The 19,042-nt window shown below is 64.6% G+C and carries 16 protein-coding genes; 5 read left to right on the plus strand and 11 right to left on the minus strand.

Going from position 1 to position 19,042, the window contains the following annotated elements; genetic code table 11:
• Positions 1 to 141: 141 nt before the first annotated feature.
• From ACM26Y_RS20375 to ACM26Y_RS20415, 9 genes are all read right to left on the minus strand, one after another.
• On the minus strand, positions 142 to 558 hold the full coding sequence (locus ACM26Y_RS20375; RefSeq protein ID WP_003934594.1) for a hypothetical protein: 417 nt from the start codon (positions 556 to 558) through the stop codon (positions 142 to 144).
• A gap of 140 nt (positions 559 to 698) precedes the next feature.
• The gene (locus tag ACM26Y_RS20380; protein ID WP_416061756.1) at positions 699 to 1,184 is read right to left on the minus strand and encodes a nucleoside deaminase; all 486 of its coding nucleotides are present in this window, start codon (positions 1,182 to 1,184) and stop codon (positions 699 to 701) included.
• Between the two features lie 295 nt (positions 1,185 to 1,479).
• Positions 1,480 to 2,469 carry an ABC transporter ATP-binding protein gene (locus ACM26Y_RS20385; protein ID WP_416061757.1) on the minus strand — a complete coding sequence of 330 codons (990 nt, stop codon included), beginning with the start codon at positions 2,467 to 2,469 and terminating at the stop codon, positions 1,480 to 1,482.
• Positions 2,459 to 3,541 (minus strand): ABC transporter ATP-binding protein, encoded by a 1,083-nt coding sequence (locus ACM26Y_RS20390; protein ID WP_416061758.1) that lies wholly within the window; start codon positions 3,539 to 3,541, stop codon positions 2,459 to 2,461. The genes ACM26Y_RS20385 and ACM26Y_RS20390 overlap by 11 nt, the downstream gene beginning before the upstream one ends.
• Positions 3,538 to 4,713 (minus strand): ABC transporter permease, encoded by a 1,176-nt coding sequence (locus tag ACM26Y_RS20395; protein ID WP_416061759.1) that lies wholly within the window; start codon positions 4,711 to 4,713, stop codon positions 3,538 to 3,540. The genes ACM26Y_RS20390 and ACM26Y_RS20395 overlap by 4 nt, the downstream gene beginning before the upstream one ends.
• A complete protein-coding gene (locus ACM26Y_RS20400) occupies positions 4,640 to 5,593 on the minus strand; it encodes an ABC transporter permease (protein WP_416061760.1) in 954 nt (317 codons plus the stop codon). Before ACM26Y_RS20400 ends, ACM26Y_RS20395 begins: the two co-directional genes overlap by 74 nt.
• A gap of 62 nt (positions 5,594 to 5,655) precedes the next feature.
• Positions 5,656 to 7,266, minus strand: coding sequence for an ABC transporter substrate-binding protein (locus ACM26Y_RS20405; protein ID WP_416061761.1), 1,611 nt, complete (start codon positions 7,264 to 7,266; stop codon positions 5,656 to 5,658).
• Positions 7,267 to 7,582: 316 nt separating this feature from the next.
• Complete coding sequence (locus ACM26Y_RS20410) at positions 7,583 to 9,097, minus strand: MFS transporter (protein ID WP_416061762.1); 1,515 nt, start codon at positions 9,095 to 9,097, stop codon at positions 7,583 to 7,585.
• Between the two features lie 82 nt (positions 9,098 to 9,179).
• Complete coding sequence (locus ACM26Y_RS20415; protein WP_416061763.1) at positions 9,180 to 9,815, minus strand: TetR/AcrR family transcriptional regulator; 636 nt, start codon at positions 9,813 to 9,815, stop codon at positions 9,180 to 9,182.
• Positions 9,816 to 10,268: 453 nt separating this feature from the next.
• On the opposite strand from ACM26Y_RS20415, the gene ACM26Y_RS20420 reads away from it, so the two are divergent.
• The 4 genes from ACM26Y_RS20420 (at position 10,269) to ACM26Y_RS20435 (ending at position 14,972) form a co-directional block, all read left to right on the plus strand.
• Positions 10,269 to 10,958 (plus strand): nitroreductase, encoded by a 690-nt coding sequence (locus ACM26Y_RS20420; protein ID WP_416061764.1) that lies wholly within the window; start codon positions 10,269 to 10,271, stop codon positions 10,956 to 10,958.
• 61 nt (positions 10,959 to 11,019) lie between these two features.
• Positions 11,020 to 12,621, plus strand: a complete 1,602-nt coding sequence (locus ACM26Y_RS20425; protein ID WP_416061765.1) for an acyl-CoA synthetase — start codon at positions 11,020 to 11,022, stop codon at positions 12,619 to 12,621.
• Positions 12,618 to 13,367 carry an enoyl-CoA hydratase-related protein gene (locus ACM26Y_RS20430; RefSeq protein WP_416061766.1) on the plus strand — a complete coding sequence of 250 codons (750 nt, stop codon included), beginning with the start codon at positions 12,618 to 12,620 and terminating at the stop codon, positions 13,365 to 13,367. The genes ACM26Y_RS20425 and ACM26Y_RS20430 overlap by 4 nt, the downstream gene beginning before the upstream one ends.
• Positions 13,368 to 13,601: 234 nt before the next feature.
• Positions 13,602 to 14,972, plus strand: a complete 1,371-nt coding sequence (locus ACM26Y_RS20435; protein ID WP_416061767.1) for an aldehyde dehydrogenase family protein — start codon at positions 13,602 to 13,604, stop codon at positions 14,970 to 14,972.
• 1,389 nt (positions 14,973 to 16,361) lie between these two features.
• Here ACM26Y_RS20435 and ACM26Y_RS20440 read toward each other — a convergent pair.
• Entirely contained in the window at positions 16,362 to 17,309 is a 948-nt protein-coding gene (locus ACM26Y_RS20440; RefSeq protein WP_416061768.1) for a TauD/TfdA dioxygenase family protein, read from the minus strand.
• Positions 17,306 to 17,941, minus strand: a complete 636-nt coding sequence (locus ACM26Y_RS20445; protein ID WP_416061769.1) for a TetR/AcrR family transcriptional regulator — start codon at positions 17,939 to 17,941, stop codon at positions 17,306 to 17,308. Before ACM26Y_RS20445 ends, ACM26Y_RS20440 begins: the two co-directional genes overlap by 4 nt.
• 414 nt (positions 17,942 to 18,355) lie before the next feature.
• Between ACM26Y_RS20445 and ACM26Y_RS20450 the strand changes: the two genes are divergently transcribed.
• Positions 18,356 to 18,946, plus strand: a complete 591-nt coding sequence (locus tag ACM26Y_RS20450; RefSeq protein WP_416061770.1) for a hypothetical protein — start codon at positions 18,356 to 18,358, stop codon at positions 18,944 to 18,946.
• The last annotated feature ends 96 nt before the right edge of the window (positions 18,947 to 19,042 follow it).

A 19,042-nucleotide genomic window follows, 5' to 3' on the forward strand; every position in this document is an offset into this window, starting at 1 on the left:
GGGATATCGCTCCTACCGTGTCCACCATCACGCGGCGGTGCGGAGGGTGCCCAGACTTGCCCGCACCTTCGGAATCTGCCCACGCCGTGGCCTGTGCGAATCCCGGAGATGCGAGCAAGTCCTTCCCCAGTGGCGGTTCGTTCAGCCGAAGGAGAAGTGCTCGCTTCCGACGAACCGGGTCTGCGCCGGGCCCGGGATCGAGACATCGATCGATCCGACGCTTCGATACACGTGGTCGTCGTCCTGGCAGTCGGAACGAACGGTGTAGTCGCCGTCGGGCACGTTGTCGAAACGCACGGTTTCGTAGTCGGCATAGTAGATCTTCGCACTCTTCACCAGGGGAATCTCGTCGATCACCGCGTTGCAGTAGTGCGGGTAGTCCGCCTCGGGGGCGCGGTAGTAGATGAACTTGACCGTGATGGTGTGCTCTCGCACGCTCACACTCCAGCTGCCGTACGGGTAGGGATCCACTGCCGATGCCGTGGGCGCGAGGCCCGTCGTCAATGCGAGCGGCGCCGCGAGGGCGATCGCTGCGCGTCCGAGCTTCGAGCCCTTCATGGGCGTTCCTTTCGACCGTGACCAGCCCCGACCGGTTCAATGGTCGGCCCAGGTGCGGGTACAGGAACTGCAAAGCGCCGCAGTCGATCACAACCCGTGATCGACTGCGGTCGGCCGTCATCTCACCGTGACGCAGTAGGTCACGAAGCAGTCACGCCGTGGCATCGCCGGTGCAGCGCACGCACCTCGTCGACGAGTTCCGGCACCGGACCTTCGACCGTCACCCCGGGCGCGACCTCCTGGATCGGCAGAGACCGAACGGGCGCCGCCGGCACCCCCATCTCCTCGAGCCAGCCGGCGAGTTGCGCCGAGGACGCCACGTACACGACGCGTCCGAGCCCGACCCAGCCGTGCGCGGCCGCGCACATCGGGCAGTGCTCCCCGGAGGTGTAGACCGTCGCGCCGGCACGCTCGGCCTCGGTCAGGTGGCCGACGGCCCACCGGGCGAGCTCGAACTCGGGGTGGCGGGTGTGGTCACCGCCCGCGACCCGGTTGCGGTCCTCCGCCAGACGCGTGCCGTCGGCCGACACCAGCACCGAGCCGAACGGTTCGTCGCCGGCGTCGAGCGCCTCCCGTGCCAACTCCACGCACCGCCGCAGGTGCGTCATCTCCGCGTCGTCGATCACGTGACCTCCCGATCTCACAGTCGTCGACCCGATCATCCCAGAACCTCCTCGGATGTTCGTCCGGTGCCGCGAGTTCGACGTCCGGCCCGAGTCCGAGGGCCTCGGCATCAGCCGCTTCCCCACGGGCGCGGTGCTCGTCTCCGCAGCAGGACGTCAGCGGAGCGAATCTGTTCGGAGTCCAGGTGGATCGGCAGTAGACAGGCTGTGCCGACGGCACGCCGGGCACCGGAAGGGACAACCTCATCACCCGCCGCGCCTGGCACGAGGAGGGCACAGGTACGGGGGTCCGTTGGTTTCAGACGTTGTGGCATGCCACGTAGTGACCCTCGCCCACCTTCCGCAGCAGTGGCTCCTCCGCCACGCACCGCTCTGTCGCCAGGGGACAGCGGGTGCGGAACCGGCATCCGGACGGTGGATTCAGGGGTGAGGGAAGGTCACCCTCGATCTCCGGTGTCTTTCCGGCTTGCCCGCAGTGGATGTCGGGGTCGGGGATCGATGTTAGTAGCAGTCGGGAGTACGGATGCCGTGCCTGTCGCTCCATGCCGCGGGACGGAGCGATTTCGCACACCTTGCCCAGGTACATCACCATCATGCGGTCGCTGATGTTCTTGACCACCGCCATGTTGTGGGCGATGAAGATCATCGTCAGCTCGAACTCGGTCTTTGTCTGTTCGAGCAGATTGAGGATCTGCGCTTGCACCGACACGTCGAGGCTGGAGACCGGCTCGTCGCAGATGAGAACCTTCGGCTCGAGCATCATCGCACGTGCGATGCACACACGCTGGCATTGACCACCGGACAGTTCACTCGGTAGCCGGTCCCACACCATGTCTGGATCCAGCCCGACCGCCTGTAGGAGTTTGCGTCCCTTGCTCTCGAGGTGTTCTCTGTTGCGTTGCCCCCACATCCGGGGTCCTTCGGTCACCAGATGCTTGACCTTGCGGCGCGGGTTCAGGGAGGAGATCGGGTCCTGCATGATCATCTGCAATTTCGCCCGGGTCTTGCGCAGCGCAGAGGGGCTCAGCGTGGTCAGTTCGATGCCGTCGATCGCGACGCTGCCGGATGTCGGGGCCGGCAATTGCAGCACTGCCCGGCCGGCGGTGGATTTGCCGCAGCCGGACTCGCCGACGATGCCGAGGGTCTCACCGGGGAGCAGGTCGAAGCTGATGTCGGACACTGCGTGCACCGTGTGATTGCGGCCCGAGGGAAACTCCACGACCAGGTTCTCGACGGAAAGGATGGGGTTTTCGTCACTGCGCAGGTGCGCGACTCCACTACCGGCCATCAGTTGCACTCCACTTCCCACTCGGGCTTGTCGGCACCGGCGACGCGGGCGTTCCGAGCTCGACGGCTCCGATGCCGGGCAGCGGAAAATGACAAGCAGTTGCATGCGGACGACCGGCCACCACCGGATCCGGCGCGGGTGTCAATGCCGGCACGATGTTCCGGCAGGCGGGCTGCGCGTACTTGCATCGGGGTGCGAACGCACAGCCTTCCGGCGGGGCGGTCATGTCCGGTAGGGCGCCTTCGATGGATTCGAGTCGGGTGTGCGGTTCCTGGTCGAGTCGGGGAACCGCGGCCAGCAACGCCTCTGTGTAGGGATGGCGAGGATTGGCGAACAGCTGACCGGTCGGTGCGGTCTCGACGACTCGTCCCGCGTACATCACGGCGACCCGGTCGGTCCGACCGGCCACCACGCCCAAGTCGTGGCTCACGAGGATCACGGCCGTACCCATCTCGGCGCGCAGGGATTCGAGCAGTTCGAGGATCTGCTTCTGCACCGTGACGTCCAAGGCAGTGGTCGGCTCGTCGGCGATGACGAGCTCGGGACCGCATGCCAGCGCCATGGCGATCAACACACGCTGACGCATACCCCCCGACAACTCGTGCGGGTACTGGTCCATCCGCCGAGTCGGCTCGGGGATCCGGACGTCGCGCAACAGCTCGATCGCACGTTCGCGCGCGTGTATGCGGTCCAGCCCGAGGTGAGCCCGCAGCGATTCGGTGAGGTGCATGCCGATCCGCTTGAACGGGTTGAGCGCCGACATCGGGTCCTGGAACACCATCGCGATGTCCTTGCCCCACAGGTGCTGCTGTTCCTTACGGGAGAGCGCCTGCATGTCCCGGCCCTTGAAGCGAACGTTGCCTGTGACGGTGGTGCTGCCGCCGTGCGAGACAAGACCCATGATCGTCTGGCCCAGGACAGATTTTCCCGACCCTGATTCGCCAACCACGCCGAGGGTTTCGCCGGCGTCGAGTTGGAGCGAGACCCCGTCGACAGCCACGAGGTTGCCTCTCTTGGTGCGGAACTTCGTGGACATTCCGTCTACTAGCAGGAGTGGATGGTCGGTGGTCACAATTTCACCTGCCGCGTTCCGCCGGTGCGCTTCTGAGCCTTCTCACCGACCAGGTTGAACGAGAACACGGTCAGGAACAGGAACGTGCCCGGCACCAGCACGATGTAAGGATGGTTTTCGAAGACGTTGCCTTGGCCCTCACCGATCATGTTGCCCCAGGTCGGAGTCGGCGGCTGGATCCCGAGGCCGAGGAAGCTCAACGATGCCTCGGCCACGATCAGCACCGAGATCATCACCATGCCGAAGGAGAGGAGTGGCAGCGCGACGTTCGGCGAAATCTCCCGCAGCATCACTCGCCGCTTGGTGGCGCCCATTGCCCGTGCTGCCAGTACGAATTCTCTTTGCGAGAACGCCAGGGTGTTAGCCCTGGCGATACGGACCATGCTCGGGACCGCCAGGATCGCCAGTGCGAACGAGATGTTCCGCAGATTCGGTGAGAGGACCGAGGCGAGCGCGATGAGCAGTATCAATGCCGGCACCGCGAGCAGAGAGTTCGTCAGCACCCCGACGACTCGGTCGATTCTGCCGCCGAAATAGCCGGCGACGATGCCGATCGCACCGCCGACCAGCATGCCGATCAGGACCGCGGCCACCGCGACGATCAGCGACGAGCGGGCACCGAACAGCGCTCGCGCAAGCATGTCGAGACCGAAGTTGTTAGTACCCAGCGGGTGTTCCGAGAACAGGTTCGGCGGCGCGTAACTCCTCGCCCCGAGGGTCGTGGCGGTGTCTTCGTGCTCGGCCAGCGGCAACACCGGGGCGAGCAGCGCCGCAGCAACCAGCACTGCCAGCCACGCACAGGACAGAACGAATGTCAGGTCGAAGTCGGGGCCGAACCGTGCCAGCCCCAGCCGGCGCAGACCCGCGAAGATCCCGACGAGCCCCACCAGAAAGACCACGATCCGCGCCGGCATCACCACACCGGCTGCCCCCAGGCCGAGGCCGGCTGCGACCACACCGACGACAGTGAGGGCCGTGCCCATGCGGAACAGGTTCCGGCGTGCAGCCGCGCCTGGCGAATCGACAACGATTTCCGCAGTCGATTCTTGCGCCCCCCGGTCTGTCCCGGCGGGCATCTCGTGGTCTTCGGCGGTCGTCTCAGACGTGAGCACGGCGACTCCTTGGGTCGAGGTATCCGTAGGAAATGTCGATGACGCCGTTGACCACCACATAGATGACGGCGATCACCAGCACCGCACCTTGCACCATCGGCATGTCGCCCTGCTGGGCCGCACGCACGACGAGCGAACCCATACCCGGCAACGAGAACAGCATCTCGACGATGACCGTGCTGCCGATCATCGACCCGAGCACGATGCCGAGCATCGTGATCAGCGAGAACGACGACGGACGCAGCGCGTCGCTGAACAGCAGCCGGGCGTTGGACATGCCCTTCGCCTTCGCGACGAATATGTAGCTTTCTCTCAACGTCGTCACCAGGTCGCTGCGAAGGATTCGGGTGAACATCGCCATCTCCAGCAAGCTGACGACGAGCGCCGGAAGGATGGCGTGATAAAGGTTCTGCCCCAGCCCCTCCGAGATGCGAGCCCACTGCGAGCGGGGGAACCACCCGAGGTAGTTGACCAAGACCATGATCAGCAACAGTCCGGACAGGAAGCTGGGGATCGACAGCACGCCGAAGGTGCCGGCGCTGACAGCGCGATCGATCCAGCCATCCTGATGACGCGCGGAGTACATCGCCAGTGGTATCGCCACCACCAGCGCGAGGACCAGGCCCATGACGGCGAGTTGCATACTCACCGGCAGGGCCGCGCCGATGCTGTCGATCACCGGACCTTGCGGCGGGACCAGAGACTGGCCGAGGTCGCCCTGCAGGGCACCCGACAACCAGTTCCAGTACCGCACGACGAAGGGTTCGTCGAGACCGAGTGCGGCCCGCGCGCTCGCGTATTCTTCGGGCGTTCGTCCTTCCCCGAGGACCGCCACCGACGGATCGCCCGGGATGAGCGAGACCAGGGTGAACGTGCCGAAACTGACGACGAGAAGCACAACGATCAGTTCGATGAGTTTGTCCAGCACTGTGCGCGCCATCGCGTCACCGACGCCTTTCCGCTCGTGTCCACACCATGTCGACGGTCGGGGCCGACGCCGGCTCAGGCTGTCGGCCCGGATACGAGCCAGGCATTTCCGAACAGCATGATTCCGTCCGCACTGGGAGTGATCCCGTAGGCATCGGAGCTCCACGGAACGAAATACTTGCCGGCGCCGATGACGGCCATCGGTGCCGTCTCGTTGACCAGGGACTGAATGTCTTGGAGCACACGGCGCCGCTCGTCGTCGTTCGGGGCGGTCTGCAGCCGATCCAGTAACGCGTCCATCTCGGGGTTCGAGTAGCCGAGGACATTGGAGGCCGACGTGCTGGCGAAGTTGCCGTACATGCGCACGAACGGGGATTCGTCGAGAACATTGAATCCGACGTAGGAGATGTCGTAGTCGTGCTGCGCGTACATGGTCTTGACCAGTTCGTTGATGCTGGAGGTGTACACGATCTCGACCGTGAAACCCACTGCCTGCAGCATCGACTGGAAGGCCAGTGCGCTGCGCTGGGCGATCGGATCGTTGAGTCCGACATAGGTGAGCTTTCCGTCGTACCCGTCCGCTTTCGCCTCGGCCAGATACGCCTCGGCGGCGTCCGGGTCGAATCCGGACCCGGACACATCGCCGTGCCATTGCGACCACGGCTGGAACATGTCGCTGCCTGGTATGCCGAAGCCGCTTTCAGTGCGTTCGGTGAAGGTGGCGGGATCGAGGGCCGCCACGATGGCCTTGCGCACCCGCTCGTCCGCTCCTGCTCGGCCCTCACGTTGGTTGATCAGACCCAACGCGCCCATGTTCACGGTGTAGACGTAGCCGACGTCCCCGGCGTCGAGCGCATTGTGGACAGTTTCGGCATTACGCAGGTAGGCGGCTTGGATGTCCCCATTGTGTAGAGCATCGAGCTTGGCTTGCTCACTGACGATCGCGGGGAAGCGCAGCTTGTCCAGATGTGGACGACCATCCCAATAATTCGGATTCGCTGCCAGTACAAGCTCGTCCTGAGAGGCAAATTCGTCGACCGTGAACGGACCGGCCCCGATCGGAGTGAACGTGCCCGATGCCATCGACGATGGCGCGACGACCATGCCCGGACCGGTAGTGAACAGGATCGGGAACTCGTCCCACGGCTGCTCGAGCGTGAAGACGATCGTCTTCGCATCCGGGGAGGAGATGCGATCGACCGATGCCGTCCAGACTTGCGCGTGCGTCCCCTTCTTCTCCAGGTAACGATTGATACTCCACTGAACGGCATCGGCGTCGACCGGGGTGCCGTCACTGAACGCCGCATTCTCGCGCAGTGTAAGTGTCCAGACGGTGTTCTCACCGTTTGAGGTCAGGGACTGTGCCAGTTGAGGTTCGAACTCCCGTGTCGCTGGGTCGTAGCGCATCAGCAGGTCGTATATCGCGGCCATCTCGCTGCCGCCGGTCGCACCTCCGTCCTGGCGATTGGCCGGATCCAGACTGCTGACGCTGTTGTACGTAGCGAAGGACAAGGTGCCACCCGGCGTCGGCTCACCGCCGTCTGCCTGCTCACCGACGAGTCCGGTGGAAACGGCCGAGGCATCTGTCGCCGTGGTGGGCTCACCGGCGCATCCCGCCAACAGCATGGTCGCTGCTGTGAAGGCCGAAGTCAGCACCCAGGCACGAGCTCGAATCGATGGGGTCAATGAAATCTCCCTTGGTCGACGACGGTGATCGGTATCGAATAGATACTGCTTCGGTTCGGTGAAAACCCGCTTGCCGGCGCAGCCGGTGCAGTTGTGAATCCTTCGGGCAGGGCAACGAGGGGGCGTCGACAGTCGATGTCGAGGCGGGTGGTCGACTCCCCCGCTCCTCGCTCCTCGGTATGCGCTCCGCCGGCGGGCGGGGACGATCGATGTGGCTACGGCCGATTCGGCACCCGATCCCGGTGACGTGCGAGACGCATACATCGAACGTGGCGACCCACGACCTCGAAGCCGCCTCGGGTGCGGCCGCGGCGTGTCACGACGATCGATGTCCGGCCATCGAGGTGGACGATTCGGGTGACATCGTGGAAGGGTCGACGATTTCCGTCATTCCGCCCTGGGCCGGGGATCGGCCGTGCCGCATCACGAGCGCGACTATCAGGCCCAGCGCACCGGCGAGGGCGGCGAACAAGTATCCACGCGTGAGTCCGGTATCCGAATAGATCACATGTGATCCGGCCGTCACCGTCAACACGTGGTTCGACATGACGACACCTGTCAGGGTAGTGGCGATGCCGCCGGCGAGGAGAACACCCATGCCTCCGATGGAATTGCCCACACCGCCTTGGGAGGGCGGAAGCGCGTCCTGGATCAAGTTGGCGTTGGACGAATGCAGCAAGCCGATCCCAAGGCCGCACAACGAACTCATTGCGGCGACCTGCCAATGCACGGTGAACAGCCGCGATCCGAGATACATCACGGCCAGCAGCGTGACGGTCGCTGCGATGAGCACTTGCCGTGCCCCGATCTTCCTGGCGAGATATCCGCCGACCGGTCCCATGATCATCGAGACCACTCCGACCGGAAACGTCCAGAACGCCAGTTGAGTTGCGGACAAGCCGGATCCGTACGTGATGCCGGGGATTCCCGCGGGCGTCTGCAGCATGGTCGGGATGATGAGGGCGTGCGCGTTCATCATGTAGGACACACACGAGACCGCCAGAATGGCCGGGCCGAACCGTGGACCGAGAAGGATCTTCAGATCGATCAGCGGGTGGGGACATACTCGCTGCCATGCCACGAAGGATCCGAGCATCACGGTACCGAGAACCAAGGCCGCCAGAGTGGCCGGCGAAGTCCAACCCCAGCGTGAGCCCACCGTCAACCCCAGCAGCAGGACTGCGATACCCGGCCCCAGAAGTGCGGTTCCGAGATAGTCGACGGCCCGCCGTACACGCACCGGACTTTCCGGAACCATCACCGCGTATATCGGCAGAAGGACCAGCACGTACGCCGCCATGAACAAGAAGATGCCTCGGAACCCGACGCCATCGATGATCCATCCTGCAATGAACGGGCTTGCCACAGCGGACATTCCGATTCCGGTCACCACTGCGCCGAGAGCTACGGGCACGATTCTGCGCGGAAAGGTGTCACGAACCAGACCGTAGGAAATGGACACGATTCCCACGAGCGCACCCTGCATGGCGCGACCGACGAGCATGAGGGCGAGGGTCGGTGCTGTCGCGCTGACGACGCTGCCGAGGACGAAGCCTCCGGCCAGGATCATGATGACACGCTTCTTGCCCCACTTGTCGGATGCCTTGCCGACCAGTGGCATGACGGTTGCGCCGGTGAGAGTCACAATCGACACGACCCATGCGACGTCAGTCGTCTGGAACTCGGCGGCCATGTGGGGCAGGGCCGGAAGTACCATCAAGATCTCGAAGGTGGCGATCTCCGACAAGAGAATCATCGCCGCAAGAGCGCCGACGATCCGGGCGGTACTCATGGTGCGATCGGCGTCCGGCGACGCGGTGGGGGCGCTCATGGCAGCAATCCGATGCTGGCAGTTGCGTTCACACGGGCGCGGACTGGTAATGGGGGGCGGTTCTGCGGCCCCGCTGATGCTGTCATTGGCTGGCTCCGAAAAAGCTTGTAATGGAGGGGGAAACGTCGGCGCGGGCTATGCCCAGACTGGTTTCCACGAGGTCGAGAACAAGGACGCGGCTCTGCGAGCGGCTGCGCGGTTTGGCTTCCCACGTAGCCAGGGTGACGATGACGTGGGTCAGGATCTGATCGGCGCGTAGCCGAGCGAGACCCGCAGGTGCGGGGATTGTTGCGACGATCATGTCCGTCACCTGCCGGAAACTCTCTGCTTCGACCTGCTTCCAGATGATCTCGGCCAGCTTCGGATCGAACAGGGCCTGCACGAGGAATCGCGCATAGCGGCTATCTGTCCGGAGCAGAGTGTGTTCTGCCAGGGGATGGATATGGGTCTCGACGAGTTGCCTGAGGGTAGGCCTTTCCGAGTCGGCCAGGAGCTCGTCGAGGATAAGTCGCCGCCGAGCGTCGACCGGAGCCATTCTCTCTTCGAGGACAGCTTTGATCAGTCCCTCACGGGAACCGAAGTGGTACTTGGCGGCGGACTTGTTGAGCTGACCGGCGCGAACTTGGACGTCTTTGAACGTCAGAGCTGCCATCCCGTGCTCTGCCACGAGGTATTCCGCAGCCTCGATCATCGCCCTGCGAGCTGTGCTTCGCGTCACAACGTCGACATTAAGGGAGTATCCTTATTTCGTCAATCCCCGTACCCGCCCCCACGGCACCCACTTCGGCACGCATACCTCGAAGTCCCCGCACCCTCAGCCGCACAAGGGAAGCCAGGACACCGGGGCAAACCGACGCGGGGCCAGGACCCGAGCTCGTAGCACCGGCGAACGCCCGTCACAGTTCGGGATTCGTGCGCGAACACCTCGATCGGCTCACACCCAGCCGATCCGTGTGCACAGACCATGGCGCTCCGGCGTGCAGGCCGGCAACAGCCCTGTGAGATTGACAGTGCAGCCGGGTGTTGCTCTAATCGACCGCACAGCTGGATTGTCCGCTGTCACGGCCGGCAAGGCCGACGTCGACCTAATCTGCGGTCTGCCATTTCCCGGTTCTGTCGCTCCCAGACGTCGACCGGCGCGACCGCGTTCTCACCGAACGGGACCATTGATGTGATCGAAGCACCTGTTACGCCGACAGCGGAGGATTTCGAACGTTTGCTCGCTACTCGCCACAGTTGCCGAGCCTTCCGCCCGGATCCGGTACCCCGAGCCACCATCGAGTCGCTCCTCGCTGCCGCGCAGTGGGCTCCTTCCTGGTGCAATACGCAACCCTGGTCGGTGTACCTGACCGAAGGCGACGCCACAGAGCGTTTCCGAGTTGGGCTGGCACACGCCGTCCGGTCCGAGCCCCAGGATCCCGACTACCCATTTCCCGAGGAATACAACGGGGTATACCGAGACCGCCGTAAAGAGTGCGCCGAACAGCTGTACACCAGCGTCGGAATACCGCTCGGTGATCGACAGGCCTCGGCACGGCAGACCATGAAGAACTTCGATCTGTTCGGTGCCCCGCACGTCGCAGTCCTGACGTGTGAGGAATCGCTCGGCGTCTACGGTGCCGTGGACTGCGGACTGTACCTCGGAACCCTCCTGCTCGCCGCCCACAGTCACGGCATCGCCGCAGTACCCCAGGCCGCTGTTGCCGGATGTGCCCCGTTCGTGCGGCAGTTCTTCGACATCCCCCCGCAGCGCAAGGTGCTCTGCGCCGTCTCGTTCGGTTTCGAAGACCACACACGGCCCGAGAACCGGTTTCGCACCACCCGCGCAGATCTCGACGCGGTCGTCACGTGGTGCGATTGACAGCTCACATCCGCACTATTCGGAACTCGACCCACCCAGCGCTACCGGAAGGTGCTACTTCATGTCGCTCAATCTTGCAGACTTGTTCGAGGCGGTCGCGGAGGCCCTCACCGACCGCACCGCGGTGGTCTGCGACGGTATCCGCCGAACGTACGGTGAGCTCGACCGACGAGCGAACCGGATCGCCCGTCATCTCGAAAACAGTGGCATCCGCCCGGGGCAGCACGTCGGCATCCACATGCGTAACCGTATCGAGTACGTCGAAACACTGCTGGCGTGCTTCAAGATCCGCGCTGTTCCCGTCAACGTCAACTACCGATACACCGCGGCAGAACTCCGATACCTCTACACCGACGCCGCGCTGACAACGCTGGTGACCGAATCCGAGTTCGTCGACGTGGTCGCGGAGGTCGCCCCGCATTGTCCCCGGTTGCTGCGCGTGGGTGTCTTCGATGCCGACACCCTGCCCCACACCACAGGGTTCGCGCCGTACGATATTGCAGCGGCTGCATCTCAGGCCTCCGACGAGCGCCGGTTCCGACCCCGTAGTGACGATGATCGATTGATCATCTATACCGGGGGCACCACCGGAATGCCCAAGGGAGTGGTGTGGCGTCACGAAGACTTCTACATGGCCGCACTCAGTGGCGGTAATCGAGAAGGCGCGCCCTATCGCACCCCGGAGGCGCTTGCCGCTGCGGCTGCCGCAAGAGCGAATCCGATGACGATCCTCGTCCCGGCCCCGCTGATGCACGGCGCCGCGCTCTACTCGCTCCTGTCCGGACTCTTCGCGGGAGGCAGGATGGTCCTGATGCGGACCTACGATCCCGTCGCTGCGCTCGAGGCGGTTCAGGCCGAGCAGGTGCAGTGCATCATGCTCGTCGGTGATGCGATGGCACGGCCGATTGCGGATTGCTTGCGCGAGCACAGCGCCCGGTTCGATCTGTCCTCCCTGACGACGATCGGCTCCGGTGGTGCCCTGTGGTCGCCGACCTCCAAGCGGGAACTGCAGCGTCTGCTGCCCGACGTATTCCTGCGGGACAGTTTCGGCACCTCCGAGAGCGGTGCCGACGGCACCCTCGAGTTCGGCGCCGACGGGACCGTCCGGGTCCGCAGCAATCCGAACATGCACGTCGTCGACGACAAGCTGCAGCCCCTTCCCGCCGGCTCACCGCTGACCGGCTACCTGGCCCGGACCGGCCATGTTCCTCTCGAGTATCTCGGTGACGAGGAGAAGACGGCGCGGACGTTCCCTGTGATGAACGGTGTGCGGATGGCGGTGCTCGGCGACATGGGCAGAGTGGAGGCCGACGGTTCGATCGTATTGCTCGGCCGTGGCTCGATGTGCATCAACACCGGCGGCGAGAAAGTCTTCCCCGAAGAGGTCGAAGCGGCACTCAAGAGCCACCCGGCCGTGATGGACGCCCTAGTGGTGGGCGCGGACCACGAGAGGTTCGGCGAACAGGTCACGGCCGTGGTCGAACAACGTGGAGGCGGGAACACCGTCGATGCCGACAGGTTGATCGAGCACTGCCGAGAAGTCCTCGCCGGCTACAAGATCCCTCGCACGATTGTCTTCGTGCCGCGTATCCGGCGCTCCCCCGCAGGCAAGGCCGACTATCGTTGGGCGAAGGCGACAGTCGCCGAATTGGTGGCACAATGACGGTCGTGGCCGAGCAGCACGGCCGGATCCTGATCGTCCGTATCGACCGCCCGGCCAAGCGCAATGCGATCGACCGCCCCACGGCCGAGGTACTCGAAGCCGCCCTCGACCGCCTGGACGACGATCCCGGTCTGTGGGTGGGCATCCTCACCGGCAGCACAGAGGTCTTCAGTGCCGGAACAGATCTCAGCGCCCACGAAAATCTGCGCACCCCACGCGGTGGCGAATACGGCGTCATCCGCCGCGCCCGTGACACGCCGCTGATCGCTGCCGTCGAAGGACCGGCCTTCGGTGGAGGATTCGAGATCGCCCTCGCGTGCGACATGGTGGTCGCGTCCACGACAGCTCGATTCGCACTGCCGGAGGCACGGCGCGGACTCGTCGCAACCTCGGGTGCGCTCTTCCGTGCCACACGCATGCTTCCGCCGAACGTCGCCAGGGAGATGCTGCTGTCCGGGCGGGCGATCGGTGCCGAGCGGGCATACGAACTCGGGATCGTATCCGAACTCGCAGAGCCGGGGCGAGCCCTCGAACAGGCGATGCGACTGGCAGAGGACGTCTGTCGGTGTTCACCGATGTCCACTCGTACCACCTTGCGCGCTCTTCGCGATCTGACGGCCGCAGAGGATGTCCGTGGTTGGGCGCTGACCGAGCAGGCCGTGGCAACGCTGCTGGACTCGGCCGATATGCACGAGGGCGTCAGTGCATTCCTCGAGAAGCGCCCCCCGAGATGGCAGGGACGCTGAATCTCGACCAGGCAGTGCAACACCGAACCCCGCGGTGAGCTGTTCCCGGACGCGTCGAGTATACGCGCGGTGCCTGCGAATCGACCTGCACGCACCACGGAACGCCGTGCCGGTTCTGTGGGCGGGACGGAGATCTCGACCCCCGGTGCGCCCGACCGAACCCGGAGAACGCAACCTCTCCGACGACGATCGCCGCCGGCCGGAGATGCCTTTCAACGAACGAACGGAGCCATCGTGGACGAACTGATTTCTCGCAATCCCGCTACTCTCGAGGAGGTCGGTCGAGTACCCGTCTCCTCTACGGAGGGGGTGGACCGCGCGGTCGAACGCGCCCACGCCGCGTTCGGTTCCTGGCGCACCGACCGCCGGTACCGGCAGGACCTGCTGCGCCGGTGCTCGCTCGAACTGACACAGAATGCTTCCCTGCTCGCATCGACGCTCGTGGCCGAACAGGGAAAGGTCGGCTCCGAGGCGCAGGGCGAGGTGTGGATCAGCGCTCGAGCCTTCGCCCATGCTGCCGCAGCCGACTGGATGGAAGAGACGCCCGGCCCGGAGTCGGTGGGCCGGACCGCCCGGATCCAGAAAGTGCCTTTCGGTGTGGTCGCCGCGGTGGTTCCGTGGAACTTTCCGGTATTTCTGACGGCGGCGAAGATTGCGCCGGCGCTCGCGGCCGGTAACACCGTGGTCGTGAAACCCGCCGAGTCGGTGACGATGGTCGTGGAGCAGATGGTGTCGGTATTGCAGTCGGTCCTGCCCCGCGGAGTTCTGGAGATCGTCCACGGGGGTCCTGAGGTCGGGCGACGACTTGTCGAGCACCGATCGATACGGAAAGTCAGCTTCACGGGCTCGACCGCGGTCGGACGCCGGATCATGAAGCAGGCCGCCGAGACGATCACTCCCGTCACCCTCGAACTCGGCGGGAACGATCCGGCGATCGTCCTCGACGACGCCGATATGACACGGACCGCCGCCGCGCTGGTGCGTTCGGCCTTCTTCAATGCCGGACAGATGTGTGTCGCGCCCAAACGGGTCTACGTACCGCACGGCCGGTTAGAGGAGTTCTGCGATGCCTTCGCCGCCGACGCCGGCCGGATCGTGGTCGGGGACGGCGCTGTACCGGGTACCGGGATGGGACCGCTGCACAACGAAGCCCAGCTCGACTTCGTCCGATCCTTGCTGGACAAGGCGATCGCCGGAGGTGCCACTGTGGTCACCGGAGGAGGCCGTGGTACCGATCTTCCCGGCTGGTTTCTGGAACCGACCCTGGTGCGTGACGTCGACGACTCCGACGACCTCGTCGCCCTCGAACAGTTCGGCCCCGTGCTTCCCGTTGTCACGTACCGCAGTCTCGATGCTGTGATCGAGACCCTCGACAGCCAGGAATTCGGCCTCGGGGCATCGGTGTGGGGTACCGACGAGACCTTCGCCACGGCAGTTGCCGAACGCATCGAGGCCGGGAGCGTGTGGGTCAACCAGCACAATGCGGTCGAAGTGGAACTGCCCTTCGGCGGTGTCAAGGCCAGTGGATTCGGACGCGAGGGTGGCCTCGCCGGAATCAAGGACTTTCTGCAGAGCCGGGTGCTGAGCGTCAAACACCCGACCTGAGTCCGATCTGCACTCGGCGGCACCGACTCGTCCACAATCGATTCGGTCGGTGAGGTGAACGCTATGCGCGGCGCAAGAGCCTCCCGAACGGATGCTATCCCTGACGGGCGCGTCCGATCGGGAGGCCGGCGTCCGACCGGTCGATATCCGCCGGCCCCCTCCTAAGTGCGCGGGCGTGTGCCGGAGTCGGATGGTGGTCGCGTCGGCAGACCGAACCGCAAGAGACTGCGCCCGAGAGCATATCCGCGCTGTGTGCGGGCGTAGCGCACGTGACCCTGGGCATGCCCACAGAACGTTCGACCTGGTTGAGACCTGAACGGCCCTGGTCCGCTCAGACGACATTCCGCTGACGGCGCCGTGGAGGACGGCCGGAACCAGGATTCTCCTGCCGTCGGCAGGAATGGTCCGATGAGCGGTTCTTCGCTCCCGGAACGGGAGCTGGTGGACAATTTTCGATCGCCGAAATCGCCCTGCTACCAGTGAGCGACCCGTATGGGCGCTATCGCGGGCAGTCGCGGCACGAACTGGTGGCCACTACGGGAGGGCTACTGTACGAAGTCGTAGCCGGCCAATTCGGCCTGGCCGGTATCCGCCGCCCCAGACAGTTGCGTCGGTGCACGAGGTGTTCGTCGACAAGCCGTGACACAGTCCAAGGCACCGATGCACAAGATTCCGCGTCACCCGATAGTGACGGCACAGGAAGGACCGATGGACAGTTCCCGCACCAGTCGGTCCGGTCGATGTGGCGGCTGCAACGCAAGCACCGCAGGTCGCGGGCAGCGGCGACGACTGCATCGATCCACGTTTCGGGGACCGGAATTCTGTCCCGGGTCCTTCAAGGACCTCGGAGTAGTTGCCGACGACCACGCGGTGCCGAATCAGGCACTCCACGCTCTGGGATTCCGGATGGACCTGCCATGCACTGCCGCGCGATCCGGCGAGGTGTCGCCCTCCCGTGGCTTTCCGGGAGCGCAACCGGATGGGAGGCACGGTCAGTGCTGCCGGCCACCTGACCGGCGATCTGCCGCGCGGGAGGGTGCCTCCCCGCTGCGGTATAGAACTGCGAACGGTGGACGGAGGAGCGATGGGATCTGTCGCTTCCGAGTATTCCTTCAGGACAGCTTCCTTTCGATCGTTCGACACCGACAGATCCCATCCGACCTCGGACGCGTCGGCCGTTGCCGCCGGTAGCGGCAGCGAACCTCATTTCGCGTACGAGGACGCGGCACCGCGGTCGTGCATGAGGCGGCAGGATGTCCTGGCCGGCCCCCTCGACTCGCCTCGACTCGACTCGAAGCGCTCACCACCACCGTGGGTCCTGCGCTGATGCGCTGCACAGCAGCGTGGTGCGGGTGGACTCATTGTCGGTGCCCGTCCTCGGTCACCTTCTCAGGAGAAAATCCCGAGGGGTTTGTCACCGACAATCGAAATCCGATCCATCACCCGACGAGCGGGAAAGTAGTCACTCGATGCGTAATGCTGACAGGATCGGTTGTCCCAAAAAGCAATTGTGTTTTTGCGCCAGCGCAGACGTACCTGGAACTCGGGTCGTTGCACATGCCGATAGAGGAGACGGAGGAGTTCGTTCGACTCTTCCTCCGATACTCCCAAGATCCTTTGAGTGAAAGCAACATTCACGAAGAGAACGCGTCGACCGGTCTCGGGGATGACCCGCACGACCGGATGAACGGCCGGAGGAAAGTGCGGTCGGAGCATCGCCACGGCATCTTCCGGCATACCCGACCCGAACGATCTGATCCAGTCGTGCTCGGCGTGAAGCCCGTCGATCCGTGCGCGGATATCCTCGGGCAGAAGGTCGTAGGCGGCTCCCGTGTCCGTCCAGAGGGTGTCGCCGCCGACCGGTGGCACCTCCACTGCCCGCAGTACCGCCGCAAAGGAGGGGAACTCGTGCCACGTCACGTCGTTGTGCCAGACATTCTCGGCTCCGACGATCGTCGCGTCCTTGGCGAGCGTTGCCACATCCGCGTCGTCCTGGCCGGGCTGGGTGTACTTGAAGAACGGGTGCTGCTCGAGCTCGCCCCACCGCGCCGCGAAACTGCGATGCTCGCTGCGATCGATGTCCTGGTCACGGAAGAACAACACCTTCCATTCCAGCAGTGCCCGTCGGAGCTCGGCGAGCACATCGTCGGACATGTCACCACCGAGGCGTACTCCGGATATTTCAGCTCCGATGGTAGGAGTTTGAGGATCGAGCGAAAAAAGCTTGTAAGGGCGGTCTTCGATCGCGTCCGGCATCCGCTGCGCAACGAGTGGACCGAATGCGGCGAGCGGATCGGTCGGTGTGGGCATGGCGGTGGCAGGGAGGGCATATGTCATGGTGTGACTCCTCGGGGTTCGGGCGCAGCCGGCGAATTCGGTGCTCCGAGCACCGCCGCACAGCTGTCGACAAGATCGGAAACGATTTCTGCAGTCTGTTCCGGTGTGCGAACTCGGCCTTCCTGAGCAGCAAGGGCAGCCATGGTGAGCATCACCACGTTGTTGGCACGGCGAACGGCGGATGCGTGGCCGGCGCAACTGAGCTCGACCATCAATTGGTGTACGCGCCTGTAGCTTTCGCCGTTCATATGCTTCTGCATGATGTCGGCGAGAGCAGGATCGGTGAGCGCTTGGACCATGAAGCGGGCATATCGGCTGCCGGGTCGACCCAGCGTCTCGGCGGCAAGGGGCCGTACGAGCGCCTCCACGGCCTGCCGGATCGTCACGAGGGCACCCAGCCGATTCATGTCGTCGAGCAGTTCCTGCCTGCGCGCATTCACGGGAGCCATTCGAGCCTCGACGATGGCCTCGAGGAGGCCCTCCCTTGATCCGAAGTGATACTTCGCAGCCGACTTGTTGCCCTGATTTGCCGCGAGCTGAACACCTTTGAGCGTCATCGATGCAATGCCCTTCTCGGCGATAATCCGCTCTGCCGCATCGATCATTGCTTCTCTGGAAGTGGCCTCTGTCACGTCGACCATATTAAGTCTGCATCCTTAATCGGTCAATGCCGGACCGCTGCTCCTTCGTGTCACCTACGGTCGCCGGCGGAACCGACGATCGTGCCCATGCCAGGAGCCGCAGCACGCCACCGATCCGACGAAACCTGAATGCTGGGTCTTCGGATACCCGGATCCCGATCATCACCGAGGCGATCGACGCGATTCCGATCGAGTCCGTGCCGGACGGTTTCGCCGATACGCAGTCGTCCGTCGGGGCGAGGACAGGCAGCACATGTCGCATCGGTGCGATTCGCATGACGAATCCGGGGACAGGCCGACCGAGAGCTCAGCTGCCGGGATCGTAACCCGACCGAGACGGATGCCGGCGGTGACGTCGCATCGACGTGGGTACGTCCGGTAGCGAGACGACAGTGAGGAGATGTCATGCCGACGAACACTTCGGTCCGCTTTCGAAGCGGACGCGCAGGGCTGGTGCTGACGATCGCCGCAGCAGTCGGACTGACCGTCGGATGCGGGGCCGGGCAGATCTCCCAGACCGCCACCCAGCAGGCCGCAGTCAACGGCAACGATGCCCGGCTCGACGACCTGCACCTGCTCAATGTGTATTTTCACGCCGAACCCACCGACACGTCCGAGGCACGTTACGGTCAGGTCAGGCTTTCGTTCACGGTGACCAACAATTCCCTCAACACCGAGCGCCTGGTGTCGATCGACTCCCCGGCAGCCTCGTTCACGGTCACCGGCCCTGAACAAGCACGTGAGATCCGGCCCGGCACCTCCCTGTCTGCGGGCCAACCCGTCGAGCAGCTCGAGAAGCCCCCGGCACCTGACGAGCCGCTGACCGTTCGCGCAGAAATGCCCGCCGAGTCGATCCGGCCGGGGTTGACCCATCCGGTGACCTTCACTTTCGCCGAGGCCGGTCCGGTGACGCTTGCCGTACCGTTCGACGCATGGACCCCGGCCGAACCGCTGCCGACCCAGCGGCCGCTGCCGCCGCTGCCCGCCAGTCCGTGACCGGACAGTTCGACCCAGTCTCGGGACCCGCGCTCGTCCCGGCGGCTGCAGAGTACCGGGACAGGTCGGCGGGACGCCGGATCGGCGCAACGGCAC

It is taken from the genome of Rhodococcus indonesiensis (genome assembly GCF_047782815.1).
GTDB lineage: Bacteria > Actinomycetota > Actinomycetes > Mycobacteriales > Mycobacteriaceae > Rhodococcus > Rhodococcus indonesiensis.

What these genes read in the sequence shown, in the direction of transcription:
- ACM26Y_RS20375 (WP_003934594.1), bottom strand. Translation starts at nt 558, where the DNA reads ATGAAGGGCTCGAAGCTCGGACGCGCAGCGATCGCCCTCGCGGCGCCG.
- ACM26Y_RS20385 (WP_416061757.1), bottom strand. Translation starts at nt 2,469, where the DNA reads ATGGCCGGTAGTGGAGTCGCGCACCTGCGCAGTGACGAAAACCCCATC.
- ACM26Y_RS20395 (WP_416061759.1), bottom strand. Translation starts at nt 4,713, where the DNA reads ATGTGGTGGTCAACGGCGTCATCGACATTTCCTACGGATACCTCGACC.
- ACM26Y_RS20400 (WP_416061760.1), bottom strand. Translation starts at nt 5,593, where the DNA reads ATGGCGCGCACAGTGCTGGACAAACTCATCGAACTGATCGTTGTGCTT.
- ACM26Y_RS20410 (WP_416061762.1), bottom strand. Translation starts at nt 9,097, where the DNA reads ATGAGCGCCCCCACCGCGTCGCCGGACGCCGATCGCACCATGAGTACC.
- ACM26Y_RS20425 (WP_416061765.1), top strand. Translation starts at nt 11,020, where the DNA reads ATGTCGCTCAATCTTGCAGACTTGTTCGAGGCGGTCGCGGAGGCCCTC.
- ACM26Y_RS20430 (WP_416061766.1), top strand. Translation starts at nt 12,618, where the DNA reads ATGACGGTCGTGGCCGAGCAGCACGGCCGGATCCTGATCGTCCGTATC.
- ACM26Y_RS20440 (WP_416061768.1), bottom strand. Translation starts at nt 17,309, where the DNA reads ATGACATATGCCCTCCCTGCCACCGCCATGCCCACACCGACCGATCCG.
- ACM26Y_RS20450 (WP_416061770.1), top strand. Translation starts at nt 18,356, where the DNA reads ATGCCGACGAACACTTCGGTCCGCTTTCGAAGCGGACGCGCAGGGCTG.